The organism is Gillisia marina (assembly GCF_000258765.1).
GTDB classification, from domain to species: domain Bacteria; phylum Bacteroidota; class Bacteroidia; order Flavobacteriales; family Flavobacteriaceae; genus Gillisia; species Gillisia marina.
The window spans coordinates 57,332-83,524 of record NZ_AJLT01000025.1 but is presented as its reverse complement, the minus strand read 5'-3'; the positions used below and the strand labels follow the sequence as shown (position 1 = coordinate 83,524).

Below are 26,193 nucleotides of genomic sequence, written 5' to 3'. Positions count from 1 at the left end.
TTAAAGCTATCGTTTTAACAGCGATAGCTTTTTTTTGTTAAATGAAATTTTAAAAACAGCTAATTTTCTTATTTTTAATCACTTACAAATCAATTAAAAAAATAAATTATGAAAAAGATAAGTTTAGTTTTAATTATGATTATGTTCTCTTTTACAACTTTCGCACAAGTAGAAAAGAAGCATAAGGACAAAGATCATATGGAGCATAAAGAAATGAAACATATGAAAATGATGTCTCATGATGAAGATGTTACTATGTATTCAGATAAGATGGCTACAAAACTGAGTTTAAATGCTGAACAAAAAGCTGATCTAAAAAAAGCTCAGCAAAAGAGGTGGGAAAGCATGAAAGAACTTAAAGCTGAGATGGCAAGCGAAGATATGGAAGACCGTCCTAAAGAAAAGGCTGAAATGCATAAGCAAATGATGAAAATTCAGGATGATTTTAAAGAAGATGTTAGAGAAATTTTGGATGATAATCAATATGCAAAATGGGAGGCCATGCATACCGAAGAAATGGATATGCATAATGAAAAAATGATGGGCCATGACAAGGGAAAAATGAAGGAAAAAGGAATGAAGATGAAAAATAAAATGAAAGAAAAGGAAGATCATGATGATGATAACCCAAAAATGTAATTTTTAACTTTCATTCTTTAAAAATAAAAACCGGCAAATTGCCGGTTTTTATTTGTCCATAAAGTATCCTAAACTGAAAAAGGAGCTCATTATGTCCCGGTGCTCTGGGAGTTTCAGAATCTCCTTACAATAAAAATCAATAGATTATGAAGACCCTGAAATAAATTTAGGTTGACGAAAGTAGTATTTGGACAAAAATGGGATATTTTCATTAAACCTTTTTAAAATCCGGGAGTCTAAGAACTATAGAATATAAAATTGATTTCATATTCTAGTTTATTATAGCCCAAAAGCCACCCTTAAGGTGGCTTTTTTTTAATTTGATATTCTTAATTAACCCTTGCTGTTCTTAATCTTAAAGCATTTGCAATAACAGAAACCGAACTAAAACTCATTGCTAAAGCTGCGATCATTGGGGAAAGCAACAAGCCGAAAAAAGGATATAAAACTCCGGCTGCAATAGGCACTCCCAATGTATTATATATTAAAGCGAAAAATAGGTTCTGCTTAATATTTCGCATTACTTTCTCACTTAGGCGCTTAGCTTTTACAACTCCTTGTAAGTCACCTTTCACCAAAGTGATCTTTGCACTTTCTATAGCAACGTCTGTCCCGGTCCCCATCGCAATCCCAACATTCGATTGAGCCAAAGCCGGAGCATCGTTAATTCCATCTCCCGCCATCGCTACTAATTTACCTTCAGCTTGTAGTCGCTTTACTTCGTTCAGTTTATCTTCCGGCAACATTCCCGCTTTAAAACCAGATAAGTGAAGTTGATCTGCCACGGCTTTAGCTGTTTTTTCATTATCTCCGGTAAGCATTATCACCTCAATCCCATCCTCCATTAATTCTTTAATTGCATTGGCACTGGTTTTCTTAATAGGATCTGTGATCGTGATATAGCCGACAATCTCTTTATCTACTGAAATATAAGAAACCGTTTTACCCTGCTCTTGCTCTGTTTCAACTTGACTTTTGAATTCTGAAGTGATATTAGCTTCAGCAACTTTCATCAATTTATCATTCCCAATAGCTACAGTTTTTCCCTCTACTACTCCTGTCACTCCTTTTCCTGTAACCGAATTAAAACTAGAGGCTTCCTTTAAAATCACATCTTTCGCTTTGGCATACTTCACAGTAGCTTCCGCCAAAGGATGCTCACTCATTGCATTTACAGAAGCTATATATTCTAAAACCTCATCTTTAGAATAAGAAGAACTCAAGGAAACTACTTTTTCAACAGAGGGTTTCCCTTCTGTGATGGTTCCTGTTTTATCAATAATAAGCACATCTACCTTATCCATTTGCTCCAAGGCTTGTGCATTTTTAATTAGCACTCCATTTTGAGCTCCTTTCCCAACTCCAACCATAACCGACATTGGTGTAGCCAAACCTAAGGCACAAGGACAGGCAATTATCAAGACAGCAATGGCATTTATCATCGCATAAGCATATGCAGGCTCGGGACCATAAATCGCCCAAACAGCAAAGGTGATTGCTGAGATTATTACAACAATAGGCACAAAATATCCGGAAATTCTATCTGCCAACTTTTGAATAGGAGCTTGGGATCGACTGGCATCATTTACCATTTTTATAATTTGTGCCAATAAAGTCTCATTTCCAACTTTTTCAGCAATCATTGTAAAACTCTGATTCCCATTAATGGTACCGGAACTCACTTTATCTCCTTCAGCTTTATCTACTGGAATAGGCTCTCCCGTAATCATGGATTCATCCAGACTGCTATTTCCTTTTTCAATAATTCCATCTACAGGTATCTTATCTCCCGGTTTTACTCTAAGTAAGTCTCCTACTACAATCTTATCGGTTGGAACTTCTTCTTCCACCCCATCCACTATTCTATATGCCTTATTTGGAGCCAATTTTAACAGTTCCTTGATAGCACTATTGGTCCGGCTATGTGCTCTGGCTTCCAACAACTGTCCTAAAAGCACTAACGTAAGAATTACAGTTGCTGCTTCAAAATACATATGAACCGTCCCCATTTCAGTCTTAAACTGATCTGGAAAAAGATCTGGCAACAACAATCCCACTATACTAAAAATCCAAGCGACCCCAGCACCAATCCCAATCAAAGTGAACATATTGAGATTCCAGGTTATAATAGATCTATAAGCACGTTCAAAGAACATCCAAGTAGCATAAAACACAACCGGAATAGAAAGTCCGAACTGGATCCAGTTCCAAGCTTTCATATCCAACCAATCATGCATTGGGTTGCCTGGAATCATCTCAGACATCGCAATAAGAAATATTGGGAGGGTAAAGATTACCGCAACCCAGAATTTTTTGAGGAGTTTCCGGTATGTTTTTGCTTCAGCAGTAACATCTGCTTCCATAGGCACTAAATCCATCCCACAGATAGGACAATTTCCGGGTTCATCCTTAATTATTTCAGGATGCATAGGGCATGTATATTTAGTCGAGGAAGCTTTCAAGCTCATTTCTTCCACTAGATCCATTCCGCACACGGGACAATCACCCGGCTGTTTATAGGTTTTATCTCCTTCGCAATGCATAGGGCAATAAAAAGTACCTGTTCCTTCTTTTCCGGTTTCGATTTTTGTTACCGACTCTCCATTATTCTCAGCAGGTGCTTCCCTAAGATTATGGATTTGATAACTTCCTCCATCCTCCTTTAAGGCCTTTTGAAACTGCTTCAATTCTATATGAGAATCCATTTCAATTTCGGCTGCTGCTTTATTAAGATCTACATGTGCATTAGAAACCCCTTCTACTTCTTTTAAAGTTTTTTCCACGTGGGTTCTACAACCATTGCAGGTCATCCCGGTAATTGTATATGTATGTTTCATTTTCCTTGATTCAAAAAAACCTAGACGAATCCAGGTTTTGAGATTATTAAAACTGCAAAATTTTAATTATGCAGCATACGCATCGCACGCTTCTACACATTCTCTGCATGCCTTCGCACAATCTTTACAATGCTGATGATCATGTTTTCCGCACTCCTCAGCACAGGCAATACACACTCTTTTACAGTAATCAACTAAACCCTGAACGTCTTTAAAGTTAGTCGCTAAAATCTGATTTAAAGCTGCACAGGCTTCGGCACAAACGCGATCTAACCGAATGCAATCTACCATCATTTTAACATTTTCTTCATCTAAACAGGCATCAGCACAATAATTGCAATGGTTAATACAATTACCTAATGCTTGGATTAATTTCTCATTTCTCATAATTTCAGTTTAATGGTTAATAAAAACTAAAGTTACTTAATGCGACCATCAAAGACTTTTAAAATTATGGCAAAAAATTATGAAAATATTGAAAGTTTAAAAGGTATCCAGCGTGTTACGGCCTTTCTGGGATTTTTTATATTGAGAAGGAGTAATCCCGGTGCTGTTTTTAAATTGTGTAGAAAGGTAGGCAGCACTTCCAAAGCTAGATCTGCTGCTATTTCGGAAATACTGAGTTCATCGTATTCCAACAATTCTTTGATGCGTTCTACTTTTAATTCGTTTTGATATTTTTGAATGCTTTTACCTTCAGTTTTAGAGAAAATAGCACTCAAATGACTATAATCAAAATGAAGCTTTTCGGTTAATATCACAGAAAGGTTCTGATTTCTATTAGAGTCGGACTCAAAAATTTCTTTTAAAATAATCGCTTTTATTTGCTTGACAATACGCTCATTTTTTTCTGAAAGTATTTCGAAACCCACTTTTTTAAATTCCTTTTGAAGCTCCATTATTTTTGAAGAATCTAAAGAGTCTTGAAGCTCGATGGTCCCTAAGGTAATGGTATGAAACGAAACATCATTGCGCTGTAATATCTCTCGCACAGAAAGAATACAACGATCGCAAACCATGTTTTTAATATGTAGCTTCTTACTATCCAAGTTATTTTAAAATTGAATTTATTAAAATATTTAAGCCTATCTATTGCAATCCAAAAATTAGAACAAGATGAAGAGATAGGCCTAAATTTTTACAAACTGCTCAATCAAGAACTTCAGGACAAATCTTCCTGAATAATTTGTGCAGAGCTGTCGGGAATTATTAATATTAAACCCTCAATGAGGTTTAATTAAGCACTTCCTCTACTCTTCCACATTTCAACATTTTATCGCCAAAATATGGGTTTCTTATTTCTGATGAGGTAGAATACCAGTAATCACCTTTTCCTTCAAAAGCCATAGGGCAAAATTGCTTGTAAATCTCACCAGAGGACAAGGCTCCTGCTAAAACTGTTTCCATTCCTTGTGTGATCTTAGAAAAAGCTTGTCTTTGTTTGTCAATATCTGTTGCTTCCACTAATTGTTTTGTAGCATCCAATAATGTTTGCTCTGCTTTAGCCTCGGTTAAACTTTCCAACAACATACCAGCATGTTTCTGAGCTTCCGTATTATCTGAAGCCACTAAAGCCGATTTAATTCCGATGTAATGCTCGAAAGCAGCTTGAGTGGTAGTTTCCTTGAACTGAACATTTATCACATCCTCCACATTCATAATTTCAGAAGAATCTGAATGGTCTTCAGAATTCATTTTTTCATCCATTACAGTTGTGTTCTCTTCATTTTTATCCTTGTTCTCTCCACAGGAATAAAACCCAAAACTAGCTACTAATGCAGCAACCATTAATCCGTTTCTAACTTGTTTTCTCATTTTTATTCTTCTTTTTATTCTTATTAAAAATTTTTCTAATACTCGGGGAAGAGGTATACCAAAGTGTAAAACCACTTAATACCGTTAATAATCCAAGTAAAGAAAATGCACGCAAAAGTAAGTTATTAAAATCATCTCTACCTTCATAATCCATAGTATGCGTCATCCACAGAAAGTCGAACCATCTCCAATCTCTATGCCGAATACTTTCAAATTTACCATTTTCTACGGCAACATAAGCTTTAATGTTTTCAAACGAATCGTAGGAAATTACATAAGCAGGAAGCGGTTTTCCTCTGTATTCATGATGAGAATCTGTATCGGTAATCCTTTTAATATCTATAATTTCCAACTCCTCCAATACATGTTTATTAGAAATTGCAATCGCATCCTCTTTAGAAACTTCATCTTTTTTAACTCCGGTTCGGGCATTAAAAAGAAGGGTGTTATTTACCCAGTAATAAGGATCACCTGCGATCTCCTTAAGCTCAAGAGAATTTATAGCAGAATTAAATTTCAATTTTGATGGGCTCACTAAATCTGTAAAGGAGTTTTCTTCGGTTGAAGATTTTAGAAAATGATCTCCATGAATTTCATCTATATCTGTCCAACTAAAATAGAGACCACTTATGGTCCACATTAAAAACTGAACTCCTATAAACAAACCTAAGTATCTATGGGTTTTTCTAATTTTTAGTGCTGTTTGTCTTTTTACCATTTGGCTTAGTTATTTTAAATAATTTATTTGGGGTTATTCAGTTAATCCTTTCTAACAACTATTTTGATGAGATTTTTTTCAAAAGATTCAGTTTGCAAGCAATTTCAGAGGTTTTTAAACATGTTTTAATTTTTACTTGAATTCTCCAATCTTTCAATCATTCTTTTCATCTCTAATATTTCCTTTTTTTGAGCCTTTATAATGTCTTCAGCCAATTTCTTCACCTCTGGATCTTCAATATCCGCACGCTCGCTTGTTAAAATTGCTATTGAGTGGTGTGGAATCATTGCTTTCATCCATAATACGTCTCCAATTATTGGGCTTTGGGCTCTTACCAATCCTAATGCTCCTAAAAACAACACTAAACTTCCTACATAGATGGCAATATTTTTCTTTCTGTTTTTATACATGTTTAGCATGAGAGACAACATAATTATAGCCATTGCAGAAATGCCTAAACAACTCATATAAAAACGAGTTAAACTAAAATACACATGATCTATTTGATAGGTATTTAAGTACATCGTGATGTACATAGCAACAAAGGATAAACCAAGCATTAAGTAGAACTTAGGATAGTTGTTACCACTCATTTCGTGTTGACTCTTTTCTTTTGAATTCATTTCCGATTAGTTTTTGGTTATCTAACTAAAGTATTGTATAACTGAAGCTTAGGTTGTTAAAATTTTGGATACTATTTATATTATTTGGTCTAAGGAATTTCGCACTTTCCCATTTAAACTTTTATACTCAGTTAAGCTCATCCCTGTTTCATTTTTAAACTGACGGGATAAATAATTCATGTTATTATAATCCAACAACTGACTTATCTCTGTGAAATTAAATTCTTTAGACTGAATTAATTCCTTGATCTTTTCGATCTTCAGTTTTATAAAATATTTCTCGATTGTAATTTTTTCTGTTGTGGAAAAAATCTTACTTATCTTAGAATAGTCAGAATTTAATTTTGAAGAAAGTAAATCGGACAGATTTCCTTGAACATTTAGTGGCAGCTTATCTAAGAGTTTGATCAATTCAATTTTAACCTCCTCGGTGATTATATTCTCCGGGCTGCTGATGAGTAAGAAACCATTTTCAGCCAAAACCTTATTTAATTTTAGCAATGTTAACTCCTCATCATAGGTATCAATAGTCACTTTACCCAAAATAACCTCCAGAACATCTACCTCTTGAGCAAGTAGCTCATTCCGTACCACCTTGATGCATCGGTTGCAAACCATGTTCTTTATATAATACTCCTTGATCATTCGGCTATTACTTAAAAATGAAAACTTATTTTTCTGAAACAACCTCGAACGGAATCTCAATTTTAGATTTTTCCCATACTAAGGAGATCAAACCTTTTTTATTCCTTTTATCTTCTACTGTATATTTTAATGATTCTTGTATTTCTTCCAACGTAATAGGTTTTACATTTAATGCCAACACATCTTGCTTAGCATTATATTCATCCTTCCCATGTTGGTCCCAATGAGTGTTGAACATCACTTTCCAGGTTTCTTTACCGGGCACTACAAAAAAGCCATATTTCCCGGCAGGTAAAATTTCCCCATCAATCTTCAAAGCTTTGTTTGTCTCTATCCAGGTTGCTTTGTGAGCACCCGCTTGCCAAACAGAATTATAACCAACCAATCCGCCAAAAACCATTCTGTTTCTCACACTTGGCGAAGAATAATCTATATGCACATGTGCATCTCCAACCATTGCCATTGCACTGGTATGCGGACTCAATACTTTTTTAGGAGTGGTAGCTTCCTTCTTTGATTCACTATGCATCTCATGATTAGAATGTTCATTTTGTGCAAAAGCATTTAAACTTAATAATGCGATGCACCCTGTTATAATTGTCTTTTTCATATCTAAATCTTTAATTAATGGTTTTTATTTATACTAGATGATTAAGAATTTCTTGTTTTTATACAATTATTTTATAGTGTCCTTTACTTCTCCGCAGGTCAACATAGCGCTTCCATAGTATGGATTTTTAACTTCGGAAGATGCACTTAGCCAAAAAGCCCCTTTATTGCTATTTGCCATTGGGCAATGCAGTACATAAAGCTCTTTATTTACTAGTTGAAAAGTATTTACCATCCAATTGTGGTTTCTGAGAGTTCATCAAAATTATTTCTCATTTCCTGGATATCTTTAGCAGAAGACATCACTTTTGTAGATTTCAGCAATTCCTTCTGAAAACTTTCCCAGATCTTTGCAGCTTCTTCTTTAAACTGAGATTTTTCTATCTCCTTAATCTGCTTATCTAATTCGTTTACCATTTTTTTAGCTGAAGAAAAATCGTCAGCCACCAGGGCATCCTTAAATTTTAAGTAGTTGGATAGCACAGCTTCAAATTGTTTTTTCTCTTTTTCTGAAATAGTAATAGCAATAAACGAGTCAGTTTTTTTGGTTTCTTCCTCTCTAGGGCTCATCATACTGGTTCTGCCAGAAAGCTGAACTGCAGCGTCCACGGTAAAGGTTCCATTGGTAACAATTTCTTCGCCAGCACTCAAGCCCTCCTTAACCACATAAGAATCTCCTAACCCAGGCCCCAAAACGATCTCTCGTAATTTAAAACTGGATCTTCCGTCTACAGTCTCTTTAATATACACCACAGAGCGTTTACCCGTCCACAACACCGCAGATTTAGGGATAACCAATTCCTGAGTGTCATTTATTGAAGTTTCATTTTTAATAACTCCAGACACAAACATCTCCGGTTTTAATCTGCCATCTTTATTACTCACCTCAACTCTTGCAGAAGCTACTCTGGTTTGAGAATTAATAATAGGGTCTATAAAACTAATAGTACCCTCAAAAGTTTCTCCCGGTAAAGAATTTACAGTGTATTTAATTTTGCTTCCTTCTTTTACCCATGCCAATTCACTTTCATAAAGATCAAAAAGCACCCAAACCTTAGAAAGATCGGAGATCTCATAAATTGGCATTCCTCGCTCTACATAATCACCTAACTCCACCATTTTCTCGGTTACAATTCCATTTACATCTGCTCCAATTGGAAAACGTTGGATTGTTTTTCCATTTGCCAAAATTCGATCTATCTGGTTATTCCCGATTTTCCAATTTCTTAATTTCTCTTTTGCGGCTTCAAAAAGTTCCGGCTGGCTTTCCTTTATACTCGCTGCTTGCAACAATTCCTCTTGAGCAGTAACCAATTCAGGGGAATACACCATGGCCAAGGTTTGACCACGGCTAACTTTTTCTCCGGTAAAGTTGATACTCAAAGATTCAATTCTTCCAGGAATATGGGTAGATTGAGAATATGCATTACGCTCATCTACCTGCACTTTTCCATTTAACCTTAATTCCTTGGAAGCACTTCCCATTCCAACTATTTCTGAAGTGATATTTGCCAACTTTATGGCATTTTCACTCATTTGATAGCTATCTGGATCGGCTCCCAAATCTTCCTTTTTTAGCGGAATTAGATCCATTCCACAGATAGGACAATCTCCGGGCTCAGATTGTCTAATTTGCGGATGCATAGAACACGTCCAAATCTCTGCCACAGAATCACCTTCGTGATCGTGTTCGTCAGATTCCATGGCTACATTTTCTGATGAAGTCGCGGAAGGTTTTATTAACCAACCCAAGCCTGCACCAATTACTAGCGTAGCTAATACAATTATTATTATCTTTTTATTTTCCATGATTTTAATATTTATACATGATGTTTTTTATAAGTATCCGTTTGTAATACTTTCGTCACCCTGAATTTCTTTCAGGGTCTCAATTCTGTATTGATTTACATTTTAAGAGATTCTGAAACAAGTTCAGAATGACGTCACTATGCAGTTTATAATACTTTACGGACAAACAGTATTTTTATTTATAATTTTCATTAATTAAATAATCTAGCTTTGCTTTTGCGATAAATGCCTCTTTTAAAGCTTCAATTTTCTGAGTTTGCAACAACAAAATATCCTGATTCATTCTCAACACTTCTTCAAAATCTCCTGTGGCGTTACTAAAGGAGGAGATATAAAGTTTGTTGGCCTGTTCAGAACTTTTGAGCTGTTTATTATATAATTCTATAAGCCTACTAGACTTTCTTAATTCATATAAAGTCATTTCTAAGGTAGATTGCAGCTCATTTTTAACATCCTGCATTTCGTTTTCTACACTTATATACATGAATTTTGCTTCTTCTCTGGCTGCTTTATATTTCTTTCTGAATATTGGCAAGCTCACCGAAACCATCGGCATAATTGCATCTCGCCCATTTCCTTCAGGGTTTGCATCGGTTCTTCTGGAAATAATGGAATAATCTACTCCAAGCCCTATGTTAGGTAAACCTTCCTTTTCTGCCACGATCTCTTGAGCCAAATAAGATTCTTTCTGCTTCTCTAAACCGATTAGCATAGGATGTTTTTGGAGTAATTCTTCATAGTTAGTTAATTCAGGACTACTCGGAAGCGTCAAAGTATCATTGATAACTACTGCTGAAGCAACTTTCCTATTCAGCATTAGATTGAACTTCACTTGCAAGGGTTTAAGCTGATCTTTTAACAATTCTATCTCGGTAAAAGCGCCATCTTTATCTATATCTACTTTCACCACATTTACCATGGCTCCACCTCCACTTTTAAATCTACTTAAAGCCAATTCTCTATAAGATTCAAGAATGATCAAATTTTTCTCTTTGATCTCGATCACTTCAGAAAGCGCATAAATTTCAGCATATAAAGATTTCACCTCGAACAACAGTTGATTCTGAGAATTTAAATAAGATTGAAATTTCGCTTCAGCCATTAGATTAGCTGCATTTTCACGAGCCTCTAAAGTTCCAAACCATGGGAACATTTGCATCAGATTGAATCGCGCTTCTTGGGTCCCGGCTCTGGTTTCTATCATTCTTCCGAGTCCGCTCATTGCTAAGGTAGGATCCGGCAAACTGGAAACCTGTGGAGATTTTCTCATCGCTGCTTCAAATTGTGCATATTCCGATTTCAATTTCGGATTGTTCTCAACCGCGATCACTAAATAATCATCAAGGGTTTGCGAGTATCCCCCGATCCCCCAAAGGGGAAGCAAAAGCAGGAGAAATTTCATCCCTGACAATCGCTTTTGAAAATATTTTAATAATTTTTTCATTATATATTTTGTTTTATGATTTGAGATTAAGAGAAGTCGATTCTCCACCTTCGGGGGAGTTAGAGATTTTACCACCGTTTCTCTCCAATATGCTTGTAATACCGGCACCACAAAAATGGTCATGATTTGTATAATCATTCCTCCAACAATTGGAATTGCCATTGGCACCATAATATCGGCTCCTTTTCCTCGCGAGGTAAGTACCGGAAATAGTGCGATTATGGTTACTGCGGTAGTCATCATGGCCGGACGAACTCTTTTAAGTCCGGCTTCCATTACTGCATCTCTTACTTCTGAAACCGTTTGAGGGTTTCTTCTCTCAAAAACCTGGTGGATGTAAGTTCCCATAAGAACTCCATCATCTGTGGCAATACCAAAGAGAGCTATAAACCCAACCCATACGGCAACACTTAAATTGATATCGTGCATTTGAAAAAGATCTCTCATATTCATTCCTGAAACCGAGAAGTCCATAAACCAACCTTGACCGTATAACCAGATCATGATAAATCCACCTGCGAAAGCCACAAATACTCCAGAAAAGTGAATTGTAGATGCTATAATTGTCTTGAATTGGAAATACAACAGCAAGAAGATTATAATTAAACTTATAGGAATCACAATTGCTAAACGTTTCACCGCACGTACCTGATTTTCGTAATTCCCGGAAAACTTATAACTAATTCCTGATGGCACTATCAATTCTCCGGAATCAATTTTTTGCTGAATGAATTTCTGTGCATCATCTACCACATTTACTTCCGCATATCCATCGCGTTTATCGAAAAGCACATATCCAACCAGGAAAGTGTCCTCACTTTTTATCATTTGCGGGCCTCTTGTATATTTTAACTCTGCCAATTCTCCTAATGGAATTTGAGCACCAGTTTTTGTAGGCACTAAGATCTTTTTTATGCTTTCCGGATCGTCTCTTAATTCTCTAGGATATCGCACTCGAACAGGATAGCGCTCTCTACCTTCTACCGTAGTTGTTATCGCCATTCCCCCAATCGCGGTTTCCAATGTTTGCTGCACATCCTCGATACTCAACCCATATCTCGCAATAGCATTTCTGTCTATATCTATTTCCAAATATGGTTTTCCAACGGTTCTATCTGCAAAAACAGCCTCGGCTTTAACAGAGGGCACTTGCTGTAACAAGTCTTCTAACTCTAATCCGAATTCCTGAATGGTTTGAAGATCGGGCCCATACACTTTAATTCCCATTGGTGCACGCATCCCTGTTTGCAACATTACCAAACGGGTTTCGATGGGTTGTAATTTTGGTGCCGAGGTAACTCCCGGAATATTGGTTCGGTTTACGATCTCATCCCAAATATCATCTGGACTATTAACATGAGATCTCCAGTTTCTAAAATAATCTCCATCTTCATCTTCAATTAATTGATCTTTAGTTACCCTTCGCTCCAGCGCTTGTTCATTAGTCAACGAATCTCCAGATCTAAGAATATATCTTCTATCATCATCTACTTTGAAAGCTAAAGGACTTCCTTCTTTATCCAAAATATATTCAGATTTATAATTGATGATGTTCTCATACATAGAAATTGGTGCCGGATCTAAAGCACTTTCTATCCTACCCAATTTCCCAACTACTACCTCTACTTCAGGGATATCTGTAATAGCGATATCTAGTTGCTGCAAAGTTCTTTTTGATGCTTCTATCCCAGCATGCGGCATAGAAGTAGGCATCAGCAAGAAACTACCTTCATTTAAAGAAGGCATAAATTCTTTCCCAACCCCCGGAAACGTATGTGCCATTCCGCTCCAACCAGAAGTCGATCGAATATTCCATCCTATTTTATTAAAGCCGTCGGCTACTGGAGCAAAGATTTTGGGAAAACCTAACCAGATTAATACTCCAAAAAATATGGTTATTAATGGAAGTAATAGGAATTTTCCTTTATTCACTAAACACCAACTTAAAATCGGTTTGTAAAATTTCACGATTCCCATAAGGATCACTAATGTGAACGCTAAGAGAACAATTACAAAAATATAATTAGAGAATAAGGAACTTTGATGCCCTAGCGGGATCCATTCTTCAGTAAGAAAAAATAAAGTAACTCCTAAAATAACGATGATAGTGATAAGGTTGGAATGCTTCCCTAAGAATTCCGGATTCTTATGCTCCACAAGTTTTAATACGCCAATAACAACCAAAGCTAATGGCAACCAAAAACTAAAATAAATAGCCAAGAATAACCCAATTACAATTAGTGCAATATTCCACAACCTGGCTGCTCGCTCTTTTTGAATTCGCATATTAAAAGCGAAATAAGATAGCATCGGTAGAATCATTATTCCAATAAAAAAGGCAGCACCTAAAGCAAAAGTTTTGGTAAAAGCTAAGGGTCTAAATAATTTCCCTTCGGCATTTTCCATAAAGAATACAGGAAGAAAACTCACAATGGTAGTAGCTAAGGCAGTTGTAACCGCAGGAGCAACTTCTATCGTAGCATTATAGATAATCCCTAGTAATTTTTCATCTTTAGCTCCGGTATTTTTCTTCATTTCCAGATGCCTGATAATATTTTCTACAAATACGATCCCGACATCTACCATGACCCCAATAGCGATTGCAATTCCAGACAAGGCCACTACGTTAGCGTCCACTCCAAAATATCGCATTGCGATAAAAGTAACCAACACTGCCACTGGTAATAAGCTAGAAATAAGTATGGAGGCTCTTAAATTGAGCACCAGCACTATTATTACTATAATGCTTATTAAAATTTCATGAGAAAGCGCACTCTCTAAGGTTCCAATAGTTTCACCAATTAGTTGGGTTCTATCGTAGAAAGGAACAATGGTAAGTTTGCTTATAGTACCATCTGCAAGCGTTTTTTGAGGTAATCCCGCGGAAATCTCTTTGATCTTTTCCTTAGTATTTTTAATAACCTGAAGCGGATTAGATCCATATCTCGCAACTACAACACCTCCAACAACCTCTGCGCCTCCTTTATCTAGGATGCCACGACGTTCTGCCGGACCTAAATGCACTACGCCAAGATCTTTGATTAATACAGGCTTGTTTTCTACTGCTGTTACTACGGAATTCTCAATGTCTTCCACAGATTTAATATATCCGAGTCCGCGAACTAGATATTCCACCTTATTGATCTCTAAAGTTTTGGCTCCAATATCCCTGTTGGAATTTTTGACAGCCATCATCACCTGATCAATTCCGATGTTATAAGCCTTTAAGGCATCCGGGTTTACATCTATTTGATACTCTTGTATAAATCCACCTACTGAAGCCACTTCAGAAACCCCAGAAGTTCCGCTTAATCCCAACTTTACATAATAATCCTGAATAGATCTTAATTCGTTTAGATCCCAACCTCCGGTTACATTTCCTTCCGGATCACGACCTTCTAGAGTGTACCAATATACCTGTCCTAAACCTGTGGCGTCCGGACCAAGAGCGGGTTGAACTCCTTCCGGTAAAAGCTCTGCCGGTAAAGAATTTAATTTTTCGAGCACTCTGGTTCTAGACCAGTAAAATTCTACATCCTCTTCAAATATGACATACACTATAGAAAACCCGAACATCGAGGTACTTCTAATAGACTTTACCCCGGAAATCCCGAGTAAAGTGGTAGTCATAGGATAGGTAATCTGGTCTTCTATATCCTGTGGGGAACGACCGGGCCAATTGGTAAAAACAATTTGCTGATTTTCACCTATATCCGGAATAGCATCTACAGGAACAGCGTCTTTAGGTAAAAAGCCAAAATCCCAATCGAAGGGAGCGGTTACCAGTCCCCAACCGATGAAAAACACCAACAACAATAGTGTTACCAAGCGATTATAGAGAAAATATTTTATGAGTTTACTAAACATGAATTCTATTTAAATAATTTTCAGAAAAACTAAATTTTCGGATTGTGGCTGAGAGCTTAAAAATTCAGAATAAATTGAATTTAGCTACAACAAAACAATGCTCAAACAAAGCTATTACAGCTTGTTCGAGAAAATTATTTAAATCAGATAAGGAAAACCTGGTCCATCAAATGAATATCTGTGACCAGTATGGGTGGAGAATAGTCTTTAAAAGGAATTACAAGTTCCGGAGTTCCTTCAAAAAGTTCAATAAATGAAATCGTGAAAGCTGCAACAAAAACCTGTTGATCTAAATTTAGAGTATCGAAAGATATTTTTAGTTCATCTTGTCCTTCTATTGCCAGATGAGTATTAGTACAGCAAGAGTCCGAGCTCATTTCTGAACCCATCATAGCATCCATGTTATGAGCAGACATCCCGCAATCTTTAACTTTGGAGAAAACGGCTTGGTCTACCAAAAAGTCTCCGCAGAAATGCTTTTCTATAGTAAATGAAAACGTGGATACCAGCACCAAAAGTGCTAGAATCAAAGAAGAAAATTTTTGAATTCCGTTTTTCATTACAAGCAAATATAAACAATAATTGTTAAAAGTGATATAGTAGCCTCTACATCAGGATTTATCATTTATAAGTTCAGCAAATATATTAAAAAGGAAACTGCTTCAATTTCAGTTTCTTCGGATTAACTTTTAAATTTATGGGCATTTTTACGCCTGTAATAATAGAATGCGGGCATTAGAATGAGCACTATTATTGGATGGATTAAAAATCTGCGTACATAAAAGAGCGTTAAGAAATTCTCACTTTCAATTTCAAAAATCAAAAAAACAAATACTGTAAAAAGTATCACGAAGAATATAGAATATAGGTAGACCGAAAATTCTAATATGTTTTTATCGAAGAAAGTAACATATAAGATTCCTAAAGATATAATTGAATTAAGCCCATATCTTAAAAGGACATTAAAAAACAATTTCCCGGTTTCAAAATATGGAATCGCATGATGTAGATAGTCCGCCTCGTAGAATTTTATTAACGGGTCGTAAAATAATTGATTTTCAAAAAAAACGCACCAAGGCTAGTAGGATGACTAAAAAAGAGATCATAATAATTTTATACCGCTTTTTCATCTGCTGTAATTTTAGAAAATAATCGAACCCAAAAAACCCACAAAATAAATACGGTGCCGTAAATTATAAGCGGAAAAACAATAGTGTGCAAGAATGATGTGTATTGTGGATACTCATAAATACCAATTGCCAAGATAACAATTCTTAAAATATTTGCGATATAAATAAGTACAGCTCCAGTAAAAATATAAAGAAATGTCACTTTAAACTTAGCAAAAAACGAAAGGATAAAAGAAGTGAATAAAATAATGATACTTATAGAGTTACATCCTTCTATAATCCTGGCGAGAAATACATCGTTAACATATAGCTGCAGGGAAGGCTCGGTAGGGTGAATTCTAATTTTTGAAGTATACCCAAAAGATTCTATAACTGCCTCACTTTGTAAGGCGACTAAATGGGTAAAAAAGTCTGGATAATACTTACTTGTTTCAAAAAATGAAAGGTAGATGTTATAAAAAACAGAGAAAAGAAAATAACTTCCCATAAAAATGAGAATGAATTGTAATACCGATCTATATTTTTGAAATAGTTTGAGCAATTAAAAACTTGATTTTAACAAATTTATAGAAAATACATAGGTGACTGTACTAATACTTTTTAATACTTTTGAACAAAAATTACTAGCATGCCATTTCAAAAATTAAAACCTCAGGTACTTAATATTATAGAATCCAAAAATCTTTCTGTAGATCACAGACTTACAGCGGTCTGCGAATTATTAGAAAAGAACATTCCTTATTACGATTGGGTTGGGTTCTATTTTAAAAATGGTGATAAAAACGAGCTTAAATTAAGAGCCTTTGCCGGAGAACCAACAGACCACGAAATAATTCCTTTTGGGAAAGGAATTTGTGGACAAGTAGCAGTTACCAACAAGAACTTTGTCGTGCCGGATGTTAAAGCACAAGACAATTATATCGCTTGCAGTATTTATGTGAAAGCTGAAATCGTAGTGCCATTATTTGTAAATGGAGAAAATATTGGACAAATAGATATAGATTCTCATACCGCAGATCCATTTTCTAGGGAAGATGAATTATTCTTAGAATTCGTAAACGAAGAGATCGCAAAGATCCTTGAGTAAACAATTCAGAATTCAAGGTTTAAGGTTTAAGGTTTAAGGTTTAAGGTTTAAGAAATATGCATTTTGAATATTGAATTCGAAATTTTGAATCTTGAATTAAAATCTACATTCCCGTTCTAATTGCCTCTACTGGATCCAATTTAGATGCCGAAATTGCCGGGATTATTCCTGAGATCAATCCGATAATTGCGGAAACCATCGTCCCAATAAACATATTCCATGGAGATAACACAAATTCAAAATCTCCCGTGAATTGAGAGGCAAGAAGTGAAACTATCCAGACTAAAAATAAACCTATTAGCCCTCCGATTATCGCAAGGATCACCGCTTCAAATAAGAATTGAAACAAAATAAACCTATTTTTAGCTCCCAGCGATTTTTGAATTCCTATTAAATTGGTTCGTTCTTTTACGCTCACAAACATAATGTTCGCAATCCCAAAACCTCCCACCAAGAGCGAGAATCCGCTGATAATAAGTCCCATAAAATTAAGCTGTCCGGTAATATTATCTACAAGATCTGCGAAACCTTGCAGCTGGTTCACGAAGAAGTTGCTTACCTCATCCGGCTTTAAGGCCCTGTAGTATCGCAATTGCTGAGTTAATACCGCGATAAATTCAGCATTATCTACTCCTTCTTCTGGTTTTATAATTATTTGCGGAAAAGCACTCTTGTTATTATCACCAAAAATTCTTCTAATCACATTTACAGGTAAGAAAACTGCAGTATCCTTAGAACCTCCAAACAATCCTGCTCCTTCTTTCTTGAGTACACCAATTACTGTAAATCTTTTCCCATACATTCTAATTTGCTTCTGTAAAGGGTCGCTTTCTCCAAAAAGATTCTGTGCAATCTCATGACCTAGAATTATTACATGTGTTCCACTCACAGATTCTGACTCATTAAAGAACCTTCCTTCGGCAAGTTGAAGCGCTTCAATTTGATAATAATTATGTGTTACCGCACCAATTTCTACTTGAGAAACAGTTCTTTCCTCATATTTAATAGTTTCTCTACCAACATTCAAGGCGTAATCTATAGCTTCTACATCTGGAAGGTTTCTTTCCAAATATTGGTATTCATCATAAGATACATCCGGAAATTGTTCTCTTTTCCATCTTGGAATATCTGATGGTCCAAAATTAAAACGCATTACAATTATGGTACTATTATCTAAAGAACTTAAACTTCCTTTTATTTCTCGTTGAAGGGAATCTACCGCAGCGAGTACTGCAATTATTGAAAATATCCCAATAGTAACTCCTAATAAAGAAAGAAAGGTTCGTAACTTATTGTTAGTTAATGCGCTTACCGCAAAACTGAAACTTTCTTTTAATAGCCTTAAATATATTAGCATAGGAAAAACAGGTGTTTTTACATAGAATAAAGATAAGACGTCCAGTGTATATTTTCGTTACATTTTTTTTAAGAAATAAAAGCGAAGAACTTTAGAAATCATAGCGATTTAATTACTTTTGCAAGCCTAACAAACACATCACAATGAGCAACTTAAAAACAGCGAAATCAGCTTTAATTTCGGTATTTAGCAAAGATGGATTAGCACCCATAGTTAAGAAAATGGATGAATTGGGAATCACTATTTATTCAACCGGTGGGACAGAAAAATTCATTAAAGACTTGGGAATCGCTGTGATACCTGTAGAGGATTTAACTTCGTACCCATCTATTTTAGGCGGTCGAGTAAAAACCTTGCACCCAAAAGTGTTTGGCGGAATTCTTAATAGGCAGGATAATGAAAGTGATGTTGCCGAAATGAAGGAGTACGAAATCCCTCAAATTGACATTGTAGTTGTAGATCTTTATCCTTTTGAAAAAACTGTAGCTTCCGGAGCTTCTGAAGCAGATATCATTGAAAAGATTGATATTGGAGGAATTTCTCTTATTAGAGCTGCAGCTAAGAATTTTAAAGATGTGCTTTGTGTTTCTTCCGTAGACGACTATTCAGAATTCTTAGAGCTATTATCGGAAAATAACGGAACTACCTCTCTGGAAGACAGAAAGAAATTTGCAGGTAAATCTTTCCAAGTTTCTTCTCATTATGATACTGCTATTTTCAACTTTTTTAATTCTGAAGACAACACTTTCAAGCAAAGTTTCAGCAAAGGAAAGGAACTGAGATATGGGGAGAACCCGCATCAGAAAGGGACATTTTTCGGGGATTTTGAAGCCATTTTTGATCAGTTACACGGAAAAGAACTTTCGTATAATAATTTGCTCGATGTAGATGCTGCTGTGAATTTGATGAACGAATTTAAGAATGACGATCCAACCTTCGCTATCTTAAAGCACAATAATGCCTGCGGATTAGCACAAAGAGATAGCATTTTACAAGCATATAAGGATGCCTTGGCAGGAGATCCTGTTTCGGCTTTCGGTGGAGTTTTAATTAGCAATACTGAAATTGATAAAGCGACTGCTGAAGAAATCCATCAGTTATTTTGCGAAGTTGTGATCGCTCCTTCATTTTCTTCAGAAGCTATAGAAGTTTTAAAAGGAAAGAAAAACAGAATCATTCTTGTTCAAAAAGAACAGGAATTACCTCAAAAATTGGTGAGAACCTGTTTAAACGGAGTGTTGGTTCAAGATAAAGATTTCAAAACAGATGCTGTAGCCGATTTAACCGAAGCTACAAACAATAAACCCACTTCTAACGAGTTAAAGGATTTGATTTTTGCATCTAAAATTTGCAAGCATACAAAATCCAATACCATCGTTTTAGCAAAGAACAAACAATTACTAGCCAGCGGAACCGGACAAACTTCCAGAGTAGATGCATTAACGCATAGTATCGCAAAAGCAAAGTCGTTTAATTTCGACCTTAAAGGATCGGTAATGGCAAGTGATGCTTTTTTCCCATTTCCAGATTGTGTAGAGATTGCAGATAATGCAGGAATTACAGCTGTAATTCAGCCTGGAGGCTCTATAAAAGATCAATTAAGCATAGATTATTGTAACCAACATAATATGGCAATGGTAATGACTGGGACTCGCCATTTTAAACATTAATTTTATTACATTTACCTAACCTCAACAAAAGAATTATGGGATTTTTTGATTTTCTCATTGAAGAAATAGCAATAGATTTAGGAACGGCCAATACTTTGGTGATCCACAACGATAAAGTAGTAGTAGATAGTCCATCTATTGTAGCCAGAGACAGAACCACCGGTAAAATTATTGCCGTGGGAAAAGAAGCGGCGATGATGCAAGGGAAAACTCATGAGAACATTAAGACCATACGACCTTTAAAGGATGGGGTAATTGCAGATTTCGATGCCAGTGAGAAAATGATAAGCATGTTTATCAAAGAAATTCCGGCATTAAAGAAAAAAATGTTCACTCCCGCCCTTAGAATGGTTATTTGTATTCCTTCCGGAATTACAGAAGTGGAAATGAGAGCTGTAAAGGAAAGTGCAGAGCGTGTTAACGGGAAAGAAGTGTATTTAATTCATGAGCCAATGGCCGCAGCAATTGGTATTGGAATAGACATCATGCAACCAAAAGGGAACATGATCGTGGATATAGGAGGTGGTACTACAGAAATTGCAGTGATCGCTCTTGGCGGAATCGTTTGTGATAAATCTGTGAAAATTGCAGGAGATGTATTTACTAATGACATCGTTTATTACATGCGTACACAACATAACTTATATGTTGGAGAGCGTACTGCTGAAAAAATAAAAATTCAAATAGGTGCTGCTACTGAAGATCTTGAAGTTCCACCAGAGGAAATGAGTGTTCAGGGTAGAGATTTACTTACCGGAAAACCAAAGCAGGTTCAAATATCTTATAGAGAAATCGCAAAGGCATTAGATAAATCTATTTTAAGAATAGAAGATGCAGTGATGGAAACCTTATCTCAAACCCCACCAGAATTAGCTGCCGATATATATAATACCGGGATCTATCTTGCGGGTGGAGGATCCATGTTAAGAGGTTTAGACAAACGTTTATCTTTAAAAACAGATCTTCCAGTATATATTGCCGAAGATCCTTTAAGAGCCGTTGTTCGTGGAACTGGAATATGCCTTAAAAACTTAAGCCGTTACAAAGGAATATTGATAAAGTAGGACCTAACCCATGCAGCAGATATTCAATTTTCTTATCCGCAATAAGAATAACATCTTATTCCTGTTGCTGTTTGGCCTATCTATATTTTTAACAATCCAGTCGCATTCATTTCATAAAAGTAAATTTATAAGCTCCGCTAATTTTATAACCGGTGGGATTTATAAAAAGGCGAATAGTATCCAATCTTACTTTTATCTTGAAGAATATAACGAACGCCTTTTAGAAGAGAACAATTTATTACGAAATCAACTTTCTAATATTCCGGACACATTATTCAATGATATTTTTATAGATTCTTCTGTCTACGAAGGAATTTATGAATTTAGAACCGCCAGAGTTATTAACAATAATTACGCGAAAGTAGATAATTATATCACTTTGGATAAGGGTAGAAAAGACAATATTTTGCCGGAATCCGGTGTCGTTACCAGCCAAGGAATTGTTGGAATAATAGATAATGCATCTACAAATTACGCTAGGGTGATCTCTATTTTAAATAGTGATTCTAAAATAAACGCACAACTTAAAAAAACCAACCACTTTGGTTCTTTAGTTTGGGATGGTAAAGATCCTAATATCGTTCAGCTAACAGATGTACCTAGATTGGCTCCTGTTAAAAAAGGTGATACGATAATTACAGGTGGGAAATCTTTAATTTTTCCACGCGGTATTCCAATTGGTTCTATCGTAGGTTTTAAGCTAGATGAAAATGGAAGTTATTTCACAATTGATATCGAATTATTTAATGATATGACCAACATCGGTCATGTGTATGTAATTGTGAATAAGGATAGAGAAGAAGTTAAAGAACTGGAGGAATTAGATGACTAATACAATTATTTCAAATAGCATCCGATTTGTGGTTTTGGTCTTATTACAAGTTCTACTCCTAAACAATATCAATTTTTTAGGTTTTATAAATCCGTACTTATACATCCTGTTTTTAATTCTATATCCTTTTAATACACCGCAAGGTTTATTTATGCTGGTTGCATTTTTATTGGGCTTAAGCGTAGACACTTTTGAAGATAGCGGAGGAATACATGCCGCAGCCTGTGTATTTATAGCATACATTCGCCCAATAATACTTCGATTTTCCTTTGGAATAAGTTATGATTATCAAACAGTAAAATTATCGAACACTCCATATGGAGCAAGATTAAGCTATATTTTTCTTGTAGTAATTCTTCATAATTTATTGCTTTTCATCATGGAAATGTTTAGTTTTTCTCATGTATATTTAATTCTGAAAAAGACATTTTTCACGAGTATTTTCACAATACTTTTAGTCTTAATTAGTTTAACACTCTTTAAACCGAAAAGACGATGAGAAGGCTGCTGCTTTACATTATAATTATTACCACCGGCTTTATTTTTATAGGCCGCTTGTTCTATTTGCAGGTTGTAGATGAATCTTTCGCTCGATTAAGCGAAGACAATGCGATAAAAGTGGTATATAACTATCCGCAGCGAGGTTATATTTTTGATAGGAATGGGGAGCTATTAGTTTCTAATCAGCCTTCGTATGATGTGATGGCGATTCCTAGAAACGTAAAGGCATTTGACACTGCAGAATTTTGCAGCATCTTAAAACTCACCCCGGAAGAACTTTCAAAAAAATTAGATAAAGCAAAAATATATTCTCCCAGACTTCCTTCTATTATAGTGCCTCAGCTCACAAAATCTGAGTATGCATATCTTCAGGAGAAACTGCGAAAATATCCCGGTTTTTATATTCAAAAGCGATCTTTAAGAGACTATCAAACCCAAAATGGCTCGAATGTATTAGGTTATATCGCTGAGGTGAACAATAAAATAATCGAAGACAATCCGTATTATATTTCCGGAGATTTAATTGGAAAACAAGGAGTAGAAGGCCAATATGAAGAACTACTACGCGGTATAAAAGGGGTAAAATATATTCAAAAAGACAGATTTAATAGAGATATTGGTCCCTTTAAAGAAGGAATATATGACACCCTTCCTAAAAAAGGAAAAGATGTAACTATTTCCATAGATGCCGTGTTACAGGCGTATGGCGAAAAACTAATGGAAAATAAACGCGGAGGAATTGTAGCTATAGAACCTGCAACCGGAGAAATCCTTTCCCTTATTACAGCTCCAAGTTACGATCCTGCGCTACTAATGGGAAGACAACGATCTGCAAATTTCACAAAACTTTATTACGACACTATTGCAAGACCTTTATATGATAGAGGTCTATTAGCCGAATATCCTCCAGGATCTCCATTTAAGACCATCAATGCACTTATTGCATTACAGGAAGATGTGGTAGATATTCACGACAAGTTTTCTTGCAATAGAGGATATATCTATGGAAGAGGTAGGAAATTGGGGTGTCATGCACATGCAAGTCCTTTAGATATGATTCCTGGAATTGCGCAGTCTTGTAACGCATATTTCGCTAATGCTTATAGAAGAATCATAGAAAAATACCCAACTCCTCAAGAAGGAGTAGATAGATGGTCCCAACATTTAAATAGTTTTGGACTTGGTCAGTTCTTAGGTTACGATTTACCCGCAGGAAGATCTGGGAAAATTCCAAATTCAAATTATTATAATAAGATATACGACTACCCTACCTACAAGTGGTATTCCACCGCAACAATTTCTAATGCTATTGGCCAAGGGGAAGTATTAATGACACCTATACAGCTGGCTAATATGACCGCTGCTATTGCCAATAAAGGTTGGTTTTACACTCCTCATATTTTAAAAAGTATCGAAGGAGAACCAATAGAAGATCCAGATTATACCGAGAAAAAATATACGACTATTGATAGTGAGCATTTTATCCCTGTTATAGAGGGAATGCGCCAGGTATACAAAGCTGGTACGGCATCGGCACTACAAATTCCCGGAATTGAAATAGCGGGAAAAACCGGGACAGCAGAGAATTACACTAAAATAAACGGCAAAAGAACACAGCTCACAGATCATTCAATATTTATAGCTTTTGCGCCCGTAGACAACCCAAAAATAGCCATTGCAGTATTTGTTGAAAATGGATATTGGGGAGGTCGTTATGCCGGTAGGATTGCTAGTTTAATGATAGAAAAATATCTTAGAAATAGTATCTCTAGAAAAGATATGGAAACTTGGATACTCACTCATAGTTTGGAAGACGAATACCTTAAACCACTTAGTGGACAACCTTTCACAATTAATAAATAATGGCGAAAGGCACTATTAGTTTTGATTGGATTACCATCCTAATTTACCTTTTGCTCATCAGTTTTGGGTGGATGAATATTTATTCCGCATCTCTGGGAGATGTCCCTTCCGGAATATTTGATTTCAGTGAGATCTATGTAAAACAAGCTCTTTGGATTCTCCTCGGTTTATTTATGATCATCATCATATTATCTATTGAGGCAAAATTTTATATGAAATTTTCAAGTGTGTTTTATATAATATCACTGCTTTCCATATTAGGCCTTTTTGTTTTTGGAAAAACTATTAATGGCGCCACCTCGTGGTATGGATTTGGCGGAGTAAGCATTCAACCTGCAGAATTTGCTAAAGTTGCAACAACACTGGCGCTAGCAAACTACCTTGGGGATATTCAAACAAATATTAAATTATTCTCTCATCAGTTAAAGGCATTTTTTATTATTGCACTACCTGCTCTTATTATTTTACCACAACCCGATGCTGGAAGCGCCATGGTATATGCAGCGTTTCTCTTCCCGTTATATAGAGAAGGGCTCTCCGGGGTTTATTTGTTCTTGGGCGTTGGTGGAATAGCTGTTTTTATTTTAACCTTAGTGATTGGCCCCCTGTATGTAGCCATTGCGGTTGGTATAATTAGTTTGATTAGTTTGCTTCAGAAAAAGAATAAACGTCCCAAGTTGCTTATGTTATTTGGGATTATTATAGGTGCGGTTGCATTGTCATATTCAGTAGATTATATTTTTGAGAATGTTTTCGAACAACGGCATAGAGATCGTTTTAATATCGTTCTCGGTAAAGAAGTAGACGCAAGAGGAATTGGGTATAATACCAATCAGAGTGAAATAGCAATTGGTAGTGGTGGCTGGCTAGGAAAAGGCTGGACAGAAGGAACACAAACCAAAGGTAAATTTGTACCAGAGCAAGACACAGATTATATTTTTAGTACCGTTGGTGAAGAATGGGGATTTTTAGGCACTTCGCTTGTGGTGCTTTTGTTTGTGTTTTTACTACTTAGGTTATTGTTTCTCGCCGAGCGACAAAAATCTACATTTAATAGAGTTTACGGGTACAGCGTAGTGGGAATTATGTTTGTTCACTTTCTGGTAAATATAGGAATGGTAACGGGAATTTTTCCAACGGTTGGAATACCGCTTCCTTTCTTTAGTTATGGAGGTTCCGGCTTATGGGGCTTTACAATCTTACTATTTATCTTTATAAAGCTGGATTCTGAAAGAATGGCCTTTTAACTTCCCTCTCTCGAGAATTAGTGAGTAAAACTTTAATTTCCTTGGCTGTTTTAACTTAATACATTCATCAAAATAAATCTCCTAACCTAGCAACCTTTTAGCCACATCGCTCCACTAAAACAAGCGCTAAGGCAACAATCAATATTATAACCGGATAAATATATTTTCTCTTCATAGGAAAGTTGTAGAAATGAAAAAGAGCCTGTTTAAAAGATTTAGTTATGCATCAATGCATTTAGTATTATTAGAAATTATTTCAAAAAACTCAACTAATTAAATTTAGATATTGAAATAATTCAGATAAATACTCTTACTTTTTGATGTATTCAACTCTTTAAACAGACTCCTAAAAAAATAAAACAGTTTAAATATCTTGTTTTGTCTGTCCGAGCGCAGTCGAGAACTTTTAACCTTAATAGGAGGTTTCGACTCCGCT

General features: G+C 35.7%; 22 protein-coding genes and 2 pseudogenes. 8 read left to right on the top strand and 16 right to left on the bottom strand.

The window, feature by feature from the left end; translation table 11 throughout:
* The first annotated feature begins 108 nt into the window (after positions 1-108).
* On the top strand, positions 109-639 hold the full coding sequence (locus ON07_RS16480; RefSeq protein ID WP_010229998.1) for a hypothetical protein: 531 nt from the start codon (positions 109-111) through the stop codon (positions 637-639).
* Positions 640-968: 329 nt separating this feature from the next.
* Here the strand turns inward: ON07_RS16480 and ON07_RS08390 are convergent, their stop codons facing one another.
* The 15 genes and pseudogenes from ON07_RS08390 to xrtF all read right to left on the bottom strand — a co-directional run bounded on the left by ON07_RS08390 (position 969) and on the right by xrtF (position 16,677).
* On the bottom strand, positions 969-3,476 hold the full coding sequence (locus tag ON07_RS08390) for a heavy metal translocating P-type ATPase (protein ID WP_010229996.1): 2,508 nt from the start codon (positions 3,474-3,476) through the stop codon (positions 969-971).
* Positions 3,477-3,542: 66 nt separating this feature from the next.
* A complete protein-coding gene (locus ON07_RS08385; protein WP_010229995.1) occupies positions 3,543-3,863 on the bottom strand; it encodes a four-helix bundle copper-binding protein in 321 nt (106 codons plus the stop codon).
* 77 nt (positions 3,864-3,940) lie between these two features.
* A complete protein-coding gene (locus ON07_RS14965) occupies positions 3,941-4,525 on the bottom strand; it encodes a helix-turn-helix domain-containing protein (RefSeq protein ID WP_050915874.1) in 585 nt (194 codons plus the stop codon).
* Positions 4,526-4,709: 184 nt separating this feature from the next.
* Positions 4,710-5,291, bottom strand: a complete 582-nt coding sequence (locus tag ON07_RS15970) for a DUF3347 domain-containing protein (RefSeq protein WP_010229991.1) — start codon at positions 5,289-5,291, stop codon at positions 4,710-4,712.
* Positions 5,275-6,009, bottom strand: a complete 735-nt coding sequence (locus ON07_RS08370) for a PepSY domain-containing protein (protein ID WP_010229990.1) — start codon at positions 6,007-6,009, stop codon at positions 5,275-5,277. The genes ON07_RS15970 and ON07_RS08370 overlap by 17 nt, the downstream gene beginning before the upstream one ends.
* A gap of 125 nt (positions 6,010-6,134) precedes the next feature.
* Positions 6,135-6,632, bottom strand: coding sequence for a DUF305 domain-containing protein (locus tag ON07_RS08365; RefSeq protein ID WP_010229987.1), 498 nt, complete (start codon positions 6,630-6,632; stop codon positions 6,135-6,137).
* A gap of 75 nt (positions 6,633-6,707) precedes the next feature.
* On the bottom strand, positions 6,708-7,277 hold the full coding sequence (locus ON07_RS08360) for a helix-turn-helix domain-containing protein (RefSeq protein ID WP_029331712.1): 570 nt from the start codon (positions 7,275-7,277) through the stop codon (positions 6,708-6,710).
* Between the two features lie 25 nt (positions 7,278-7,302).
* Positions 7,303-7,887: a DUF2911 domain-containing protein gene (locus tag ON07_RS08355; RefSeq protein ID WP_010229983.1), complete on the bottom strand. Its 585-nt coding sequence runs from the start codon at positions 7,885-7,887 to the stop codon at positions 7,303-7,305.
* Between the two features lie 66 nt (positions 7,888-7,953).
* Entirely contained in the window at positions 7,954-8,121 is a 168-nt protein-coding gene (locus tag ON07_RS17110) for a DUF3347 domain-containing protein (protein WP_010229981.1), read from the bottom strand.
* Positions 8,115-9,695: an efflux RND transporter periplasmic adaptor subunit gene (locus tag ON07_RS08345; protein WP_010229980.1), complete on the bottom strand. Its 1,581-nt coding sequence runs from the start codon at positions 9,693-9,695 to the stop codon at positions 8,115-8,117. Before ON07_RS08345 ends, ON07_RS17110 begins: the two co-directional genes overlap by 7 nt.
* 175 nt (positions 9,696-9,870) lie before the next feature.
* Positions 9,871-11,097 (bottom strand): TolC family protein, encoded by a 1,227-nt coding sequence (locus ON07_RS17105; RefSeq protein WP_237708887.1) that lies wholly within the window; start codon positions 11,095-11,097, stop codon positions 9,871-9,873.
* A 108-nt stretch (positions 11,098-11,205) separates the two neighbouring features.
* Positions 11,206-15,006 (bottom strand): annotated as a pseudogene (locus tag ON07_RS08340) (efflux RND transporter permease subunit); the annotation flags it as partial.
* Positions 15,007-15,149: 143 nt separating this feature from the next.
* Positions 15,150-15,566: an HYC_CC_PP family protein gene (locus ON07_RS08335; protein WP_010229976.1), complete on the bottom strand. Its 417-nt coding sequence runs from the start codon at positions 15,564-15,566 to the stop codon at positions 15,150-15,152.
* A 122-nt stretch (positions 15,567-15,688) separates the two neighbouring features.
* Positions 15,689-16,136, bottom strand: a pseudogene (locus ON07_RS16245) (exosortase F system-associated membrane protein).
* A complete protein-coding gene (gene xrtF, locus ON07_RS08330; protein WP_029331710.1) occupies positions 16,120-16,677 on the bottom strand; it encodes an exosortase family protein XrtF in 558 nt (185 codons plus the stop codon). Before xrtF ends, ON07_RS16245 begins: the two are co-directional and overlap by 17 nt.
* An 87-nt stretch (positions 16,678-16,764) precedes the next feature.
* Between xrtF and ON07_RS08325 the strand changes: the two genes are divergently transcribed.
* The gene (locus ON07_RS08325) at positions 16,765-17,223 is read left to right on the top strand and encodes a GAF domain-containing protein (RefSeq protein WP_010229970.1); all 459 of its coding nucleotides are present in this window, start codon (positions 16,765-16,767) and stop codon (positions 17,221-17,223) included.
* A 103-nt stretch (positions 17,224-17,326) separates the two neighbouring features.
* Here ON07_RS08325 and ON07_RS08320 read toward each other — a convergent pair whose 3' ends face one another.
* Positions 17,327-18,580: an ABC transporter permease gene (locus ON07_RS08320; RefSeq protein ID WP_010229968.1), complete on the bottom strand. Its 1,254-nt coding sequence runs from the start codon at positions 18,578-18,580 to the stop codon at positions 17,327-17,329.
* Positions 18,581-18,723: 143 nt separating this feature from the next.
* Here ON07_RS08320 and purH point away from each other — a divergent pair, with 143 nt between their 5' ends.
* The 6 genes from purH to rodA are packed head-to-tail and all read left to right on the top strand — an operon-like array spanning position 18,724 to position 25,757.
* A complete protein-coding gene (purH, locus tag ON07_RS08315; RefSeq protein WP_010229967.1) occupies positions 18,724-20,250 on the top strand; it encodes a bifunctional phosphoribosylaminoimidazolecarboxamide formyltransferase/IMP cyclohydrolase in 1,527 nt (508 codons plus the stop codon).
* A gap of 35 nt (positions 20,251-20,285) precedes the next feature.
* Positions 20,286-21,314: a rod shape-determining protein gene (locus ON07_RS08310; RefSeq protein ID WP_010229965.1), complete on the top strand. Its 1,029-nt coding sequence runs from the start codon at positions 20,286-20,288 to the stop codon at positions 21,312-21,314.
* 10 nt (positions 21,315-21,324) lie between these two features.
* A complete protein-coding gene (gene mreC, locus ON07_RS08305) occupies positions 21,325-22,146 on the top strand; it encodes a rod shape-determining protein MreC (RefSeq protein WP_010229963.1) in 822 nt (273 codons plus the stop codon).
* Entirely contained in the window at positions 22,139-22,645 is a 507-nt protein-coding gene (locus tag ON07_RS08300) for a hypothetical protein (RefSeq protein ID WP_010229961.1), read from the top strand. The genes mreC and ON07_RS08300 overlap by 8 nt, the downstream gene beginning before the upstream one ends.
* Positions 22,642-24,510 carry a penicillin-binding protein 2 gene (gene mrdA, locus ON07_RS08295; RefSeq protein ID WP_010229959.1) on the top strand — a complete coding sequence of 623 codons (1,869 nt, stop codon included), beginning with the start codon at positions 22,642-22,644 and terminating at the stop codon, positions 24,508-24,510. The genes ON07_RS08300 and mrdA overlap by 4 nt, the downstream gene beginning before the upstream one ends.
* Positions 24,510-25,757 carry a rod shape-determining protein RodA gene (rodA, locus tag ON07_RS08290; protein WP_010229957.1) on the top strand — a complete coding sequence of 416 codons (1,248 nt, stop codon included), beginning with the start codon at positions 24,510-24,512 and terminating at the stop codon, positions 25,755-25,757. The genes mrdA and rodA overlap by 1 nt, the downstream gene beginning before the upstream one ends.
* Positions 25,758-26,193 lie beyond the last annotated feature (436 nt).

Excerpts from the sequence above, each read along its gene's own strand:
- ON07_RS08385 (WP_010229995.1), bottom strand. The coding sequence starts at position 3,863 with ATGAGAAATGAGAAATTAATCCAAGCATTAGGTAATTGTATTAACCAT.
- ON07_RS08335 (WP_010229976.1), bottom strand. The coding sequence starts at position 15,566 with ATGAAAAACGGAATTCAAAAATTTTCTTCTTTGATTCTAGCACTTTTG.
- rodA (WP_010229957.1), top strand. The coding sequence starts at position 24,510 with ATGGCGAAAGGCACTATTAGTTTTGATTGGATTACCATCCTAATTTAC.
- purH (WP_010229967.1), top strand. The coding sequence starts at position 18,724 with ATGAGCAACTTAAAAACAGCGAAATCAGCTTTAATTTCGGTATTTAGC.
- ON07_RS17105 (WP_237708887.1), bottom strand. The coding sequence starts at position 11,097 with ATGAAATTTCTCCTGCTTTTGCTTCCCCTTTGGGGGATCGGGGGATAC.
- ON07_RS15970 (WP_010229991.1), bottom strand. The coding sequence starts at position 5,291 with ATGAGAAAACAAGTTAGAAACGGATTAATGGTTGCTGCATTAGTAGCT.
- ON07_RS17110 (WP_010229981.1), bottom strand. The coding sequence starts at position 8,121 with ATGGTAAATACTTTTCAACTAGTAAATAAAGAGCTTTATGTACTGCAT.
- ON07_RS08320 (WP_010229968.1), bottom strand. The coding sequence starts at position 18,580 with ATGCTAATATATTTAAGGCTATTAAAAGAAAGTTTCAGTTTTGCGGTA.
- ON07_RS08360 (WP_029331712.1), bottom strand. The coding sequence starts at position 7,277 with ATGATCAAGGAGTATTATATAAAGAACATGGTTTGCAACCGATGCATC.
- ON07_RS08310 (WP_010229965.1), top strand. The coding sequence starts at position 20,286 with ATGGGATTTTTTGATTTTCTCATTGAAGAAATAGCAATAGATTTAGGA.
- ON07_RS08370 (WP_010229990.1), bottom strand. The coding sequence starts at position 6,009 with ATGGTAAAAAGACAAACAGCACTAAAAATTAGAAAAACCCATAGATAC.
- ON07_RS08345 (WP_010229980.1), bottom strand. The coding sequence starts at position 9,695 with ATGGAAAATAAAAAGATAATAATAATTGTATTAGCTACGCTAGTAATT.
- ON07_RS08390 (WP_010229996.1), bottom strand. The coding sequence starts at position 3,476 with ATGAAACATACATATACAATTACCGGGATGACCTGCAATGGTTGTAGA.
- ON07_RS08325 (WP_010229970.1), top strand. The coding sequence starts at position 16,765 with ATGCCATTTCAAAAATTAAAACCTCAGGTACTTAATATTATAGAATCC.
- mrdA (WP_010229959.1), top strand. The coding sequence starts at position 22,642 with ATGAGAAGGCTGCTGCTTTACATTATAATTATTACCACCGGCTTTATT.
- ON07_RS08355 (WP_010229983.1), bottom strand. The coding sequence starts at position 7,887 with ATGAAAAAGACAATTATAACAGGGTGCATCGCATTATTAAGTTTAAAT.
- ON07_RS08300 (WP_010229961.1), top strand. The coding sequence starts at position 22,139 with ATGACTAATACAATTATTTCAAATAGCATCCGATTTGTGGTTTTGGTC.
- mreC (WP_010229963.1), top strand. The coding sequence starts at position 21,325 with ATGCAGCAGATATTCAATTTTCTTATCCGCAATAAGAATAACATCTTA.
- ON07_RS08365 (WP_010229987.1), bottom strand. The coding sequence starts at position 6,632 with ATGAATTCAAAAGAAAAGAGTCAACACGAAATGAGTGGTAACAACTAT.
- ON07_RS16480 (WP_010229998.1), top strand. The coding sequence starts at position 109 with ATGAAAAAGATAAGTTTAGTTTTAATTATGATTATGTTCTCTTTTACA.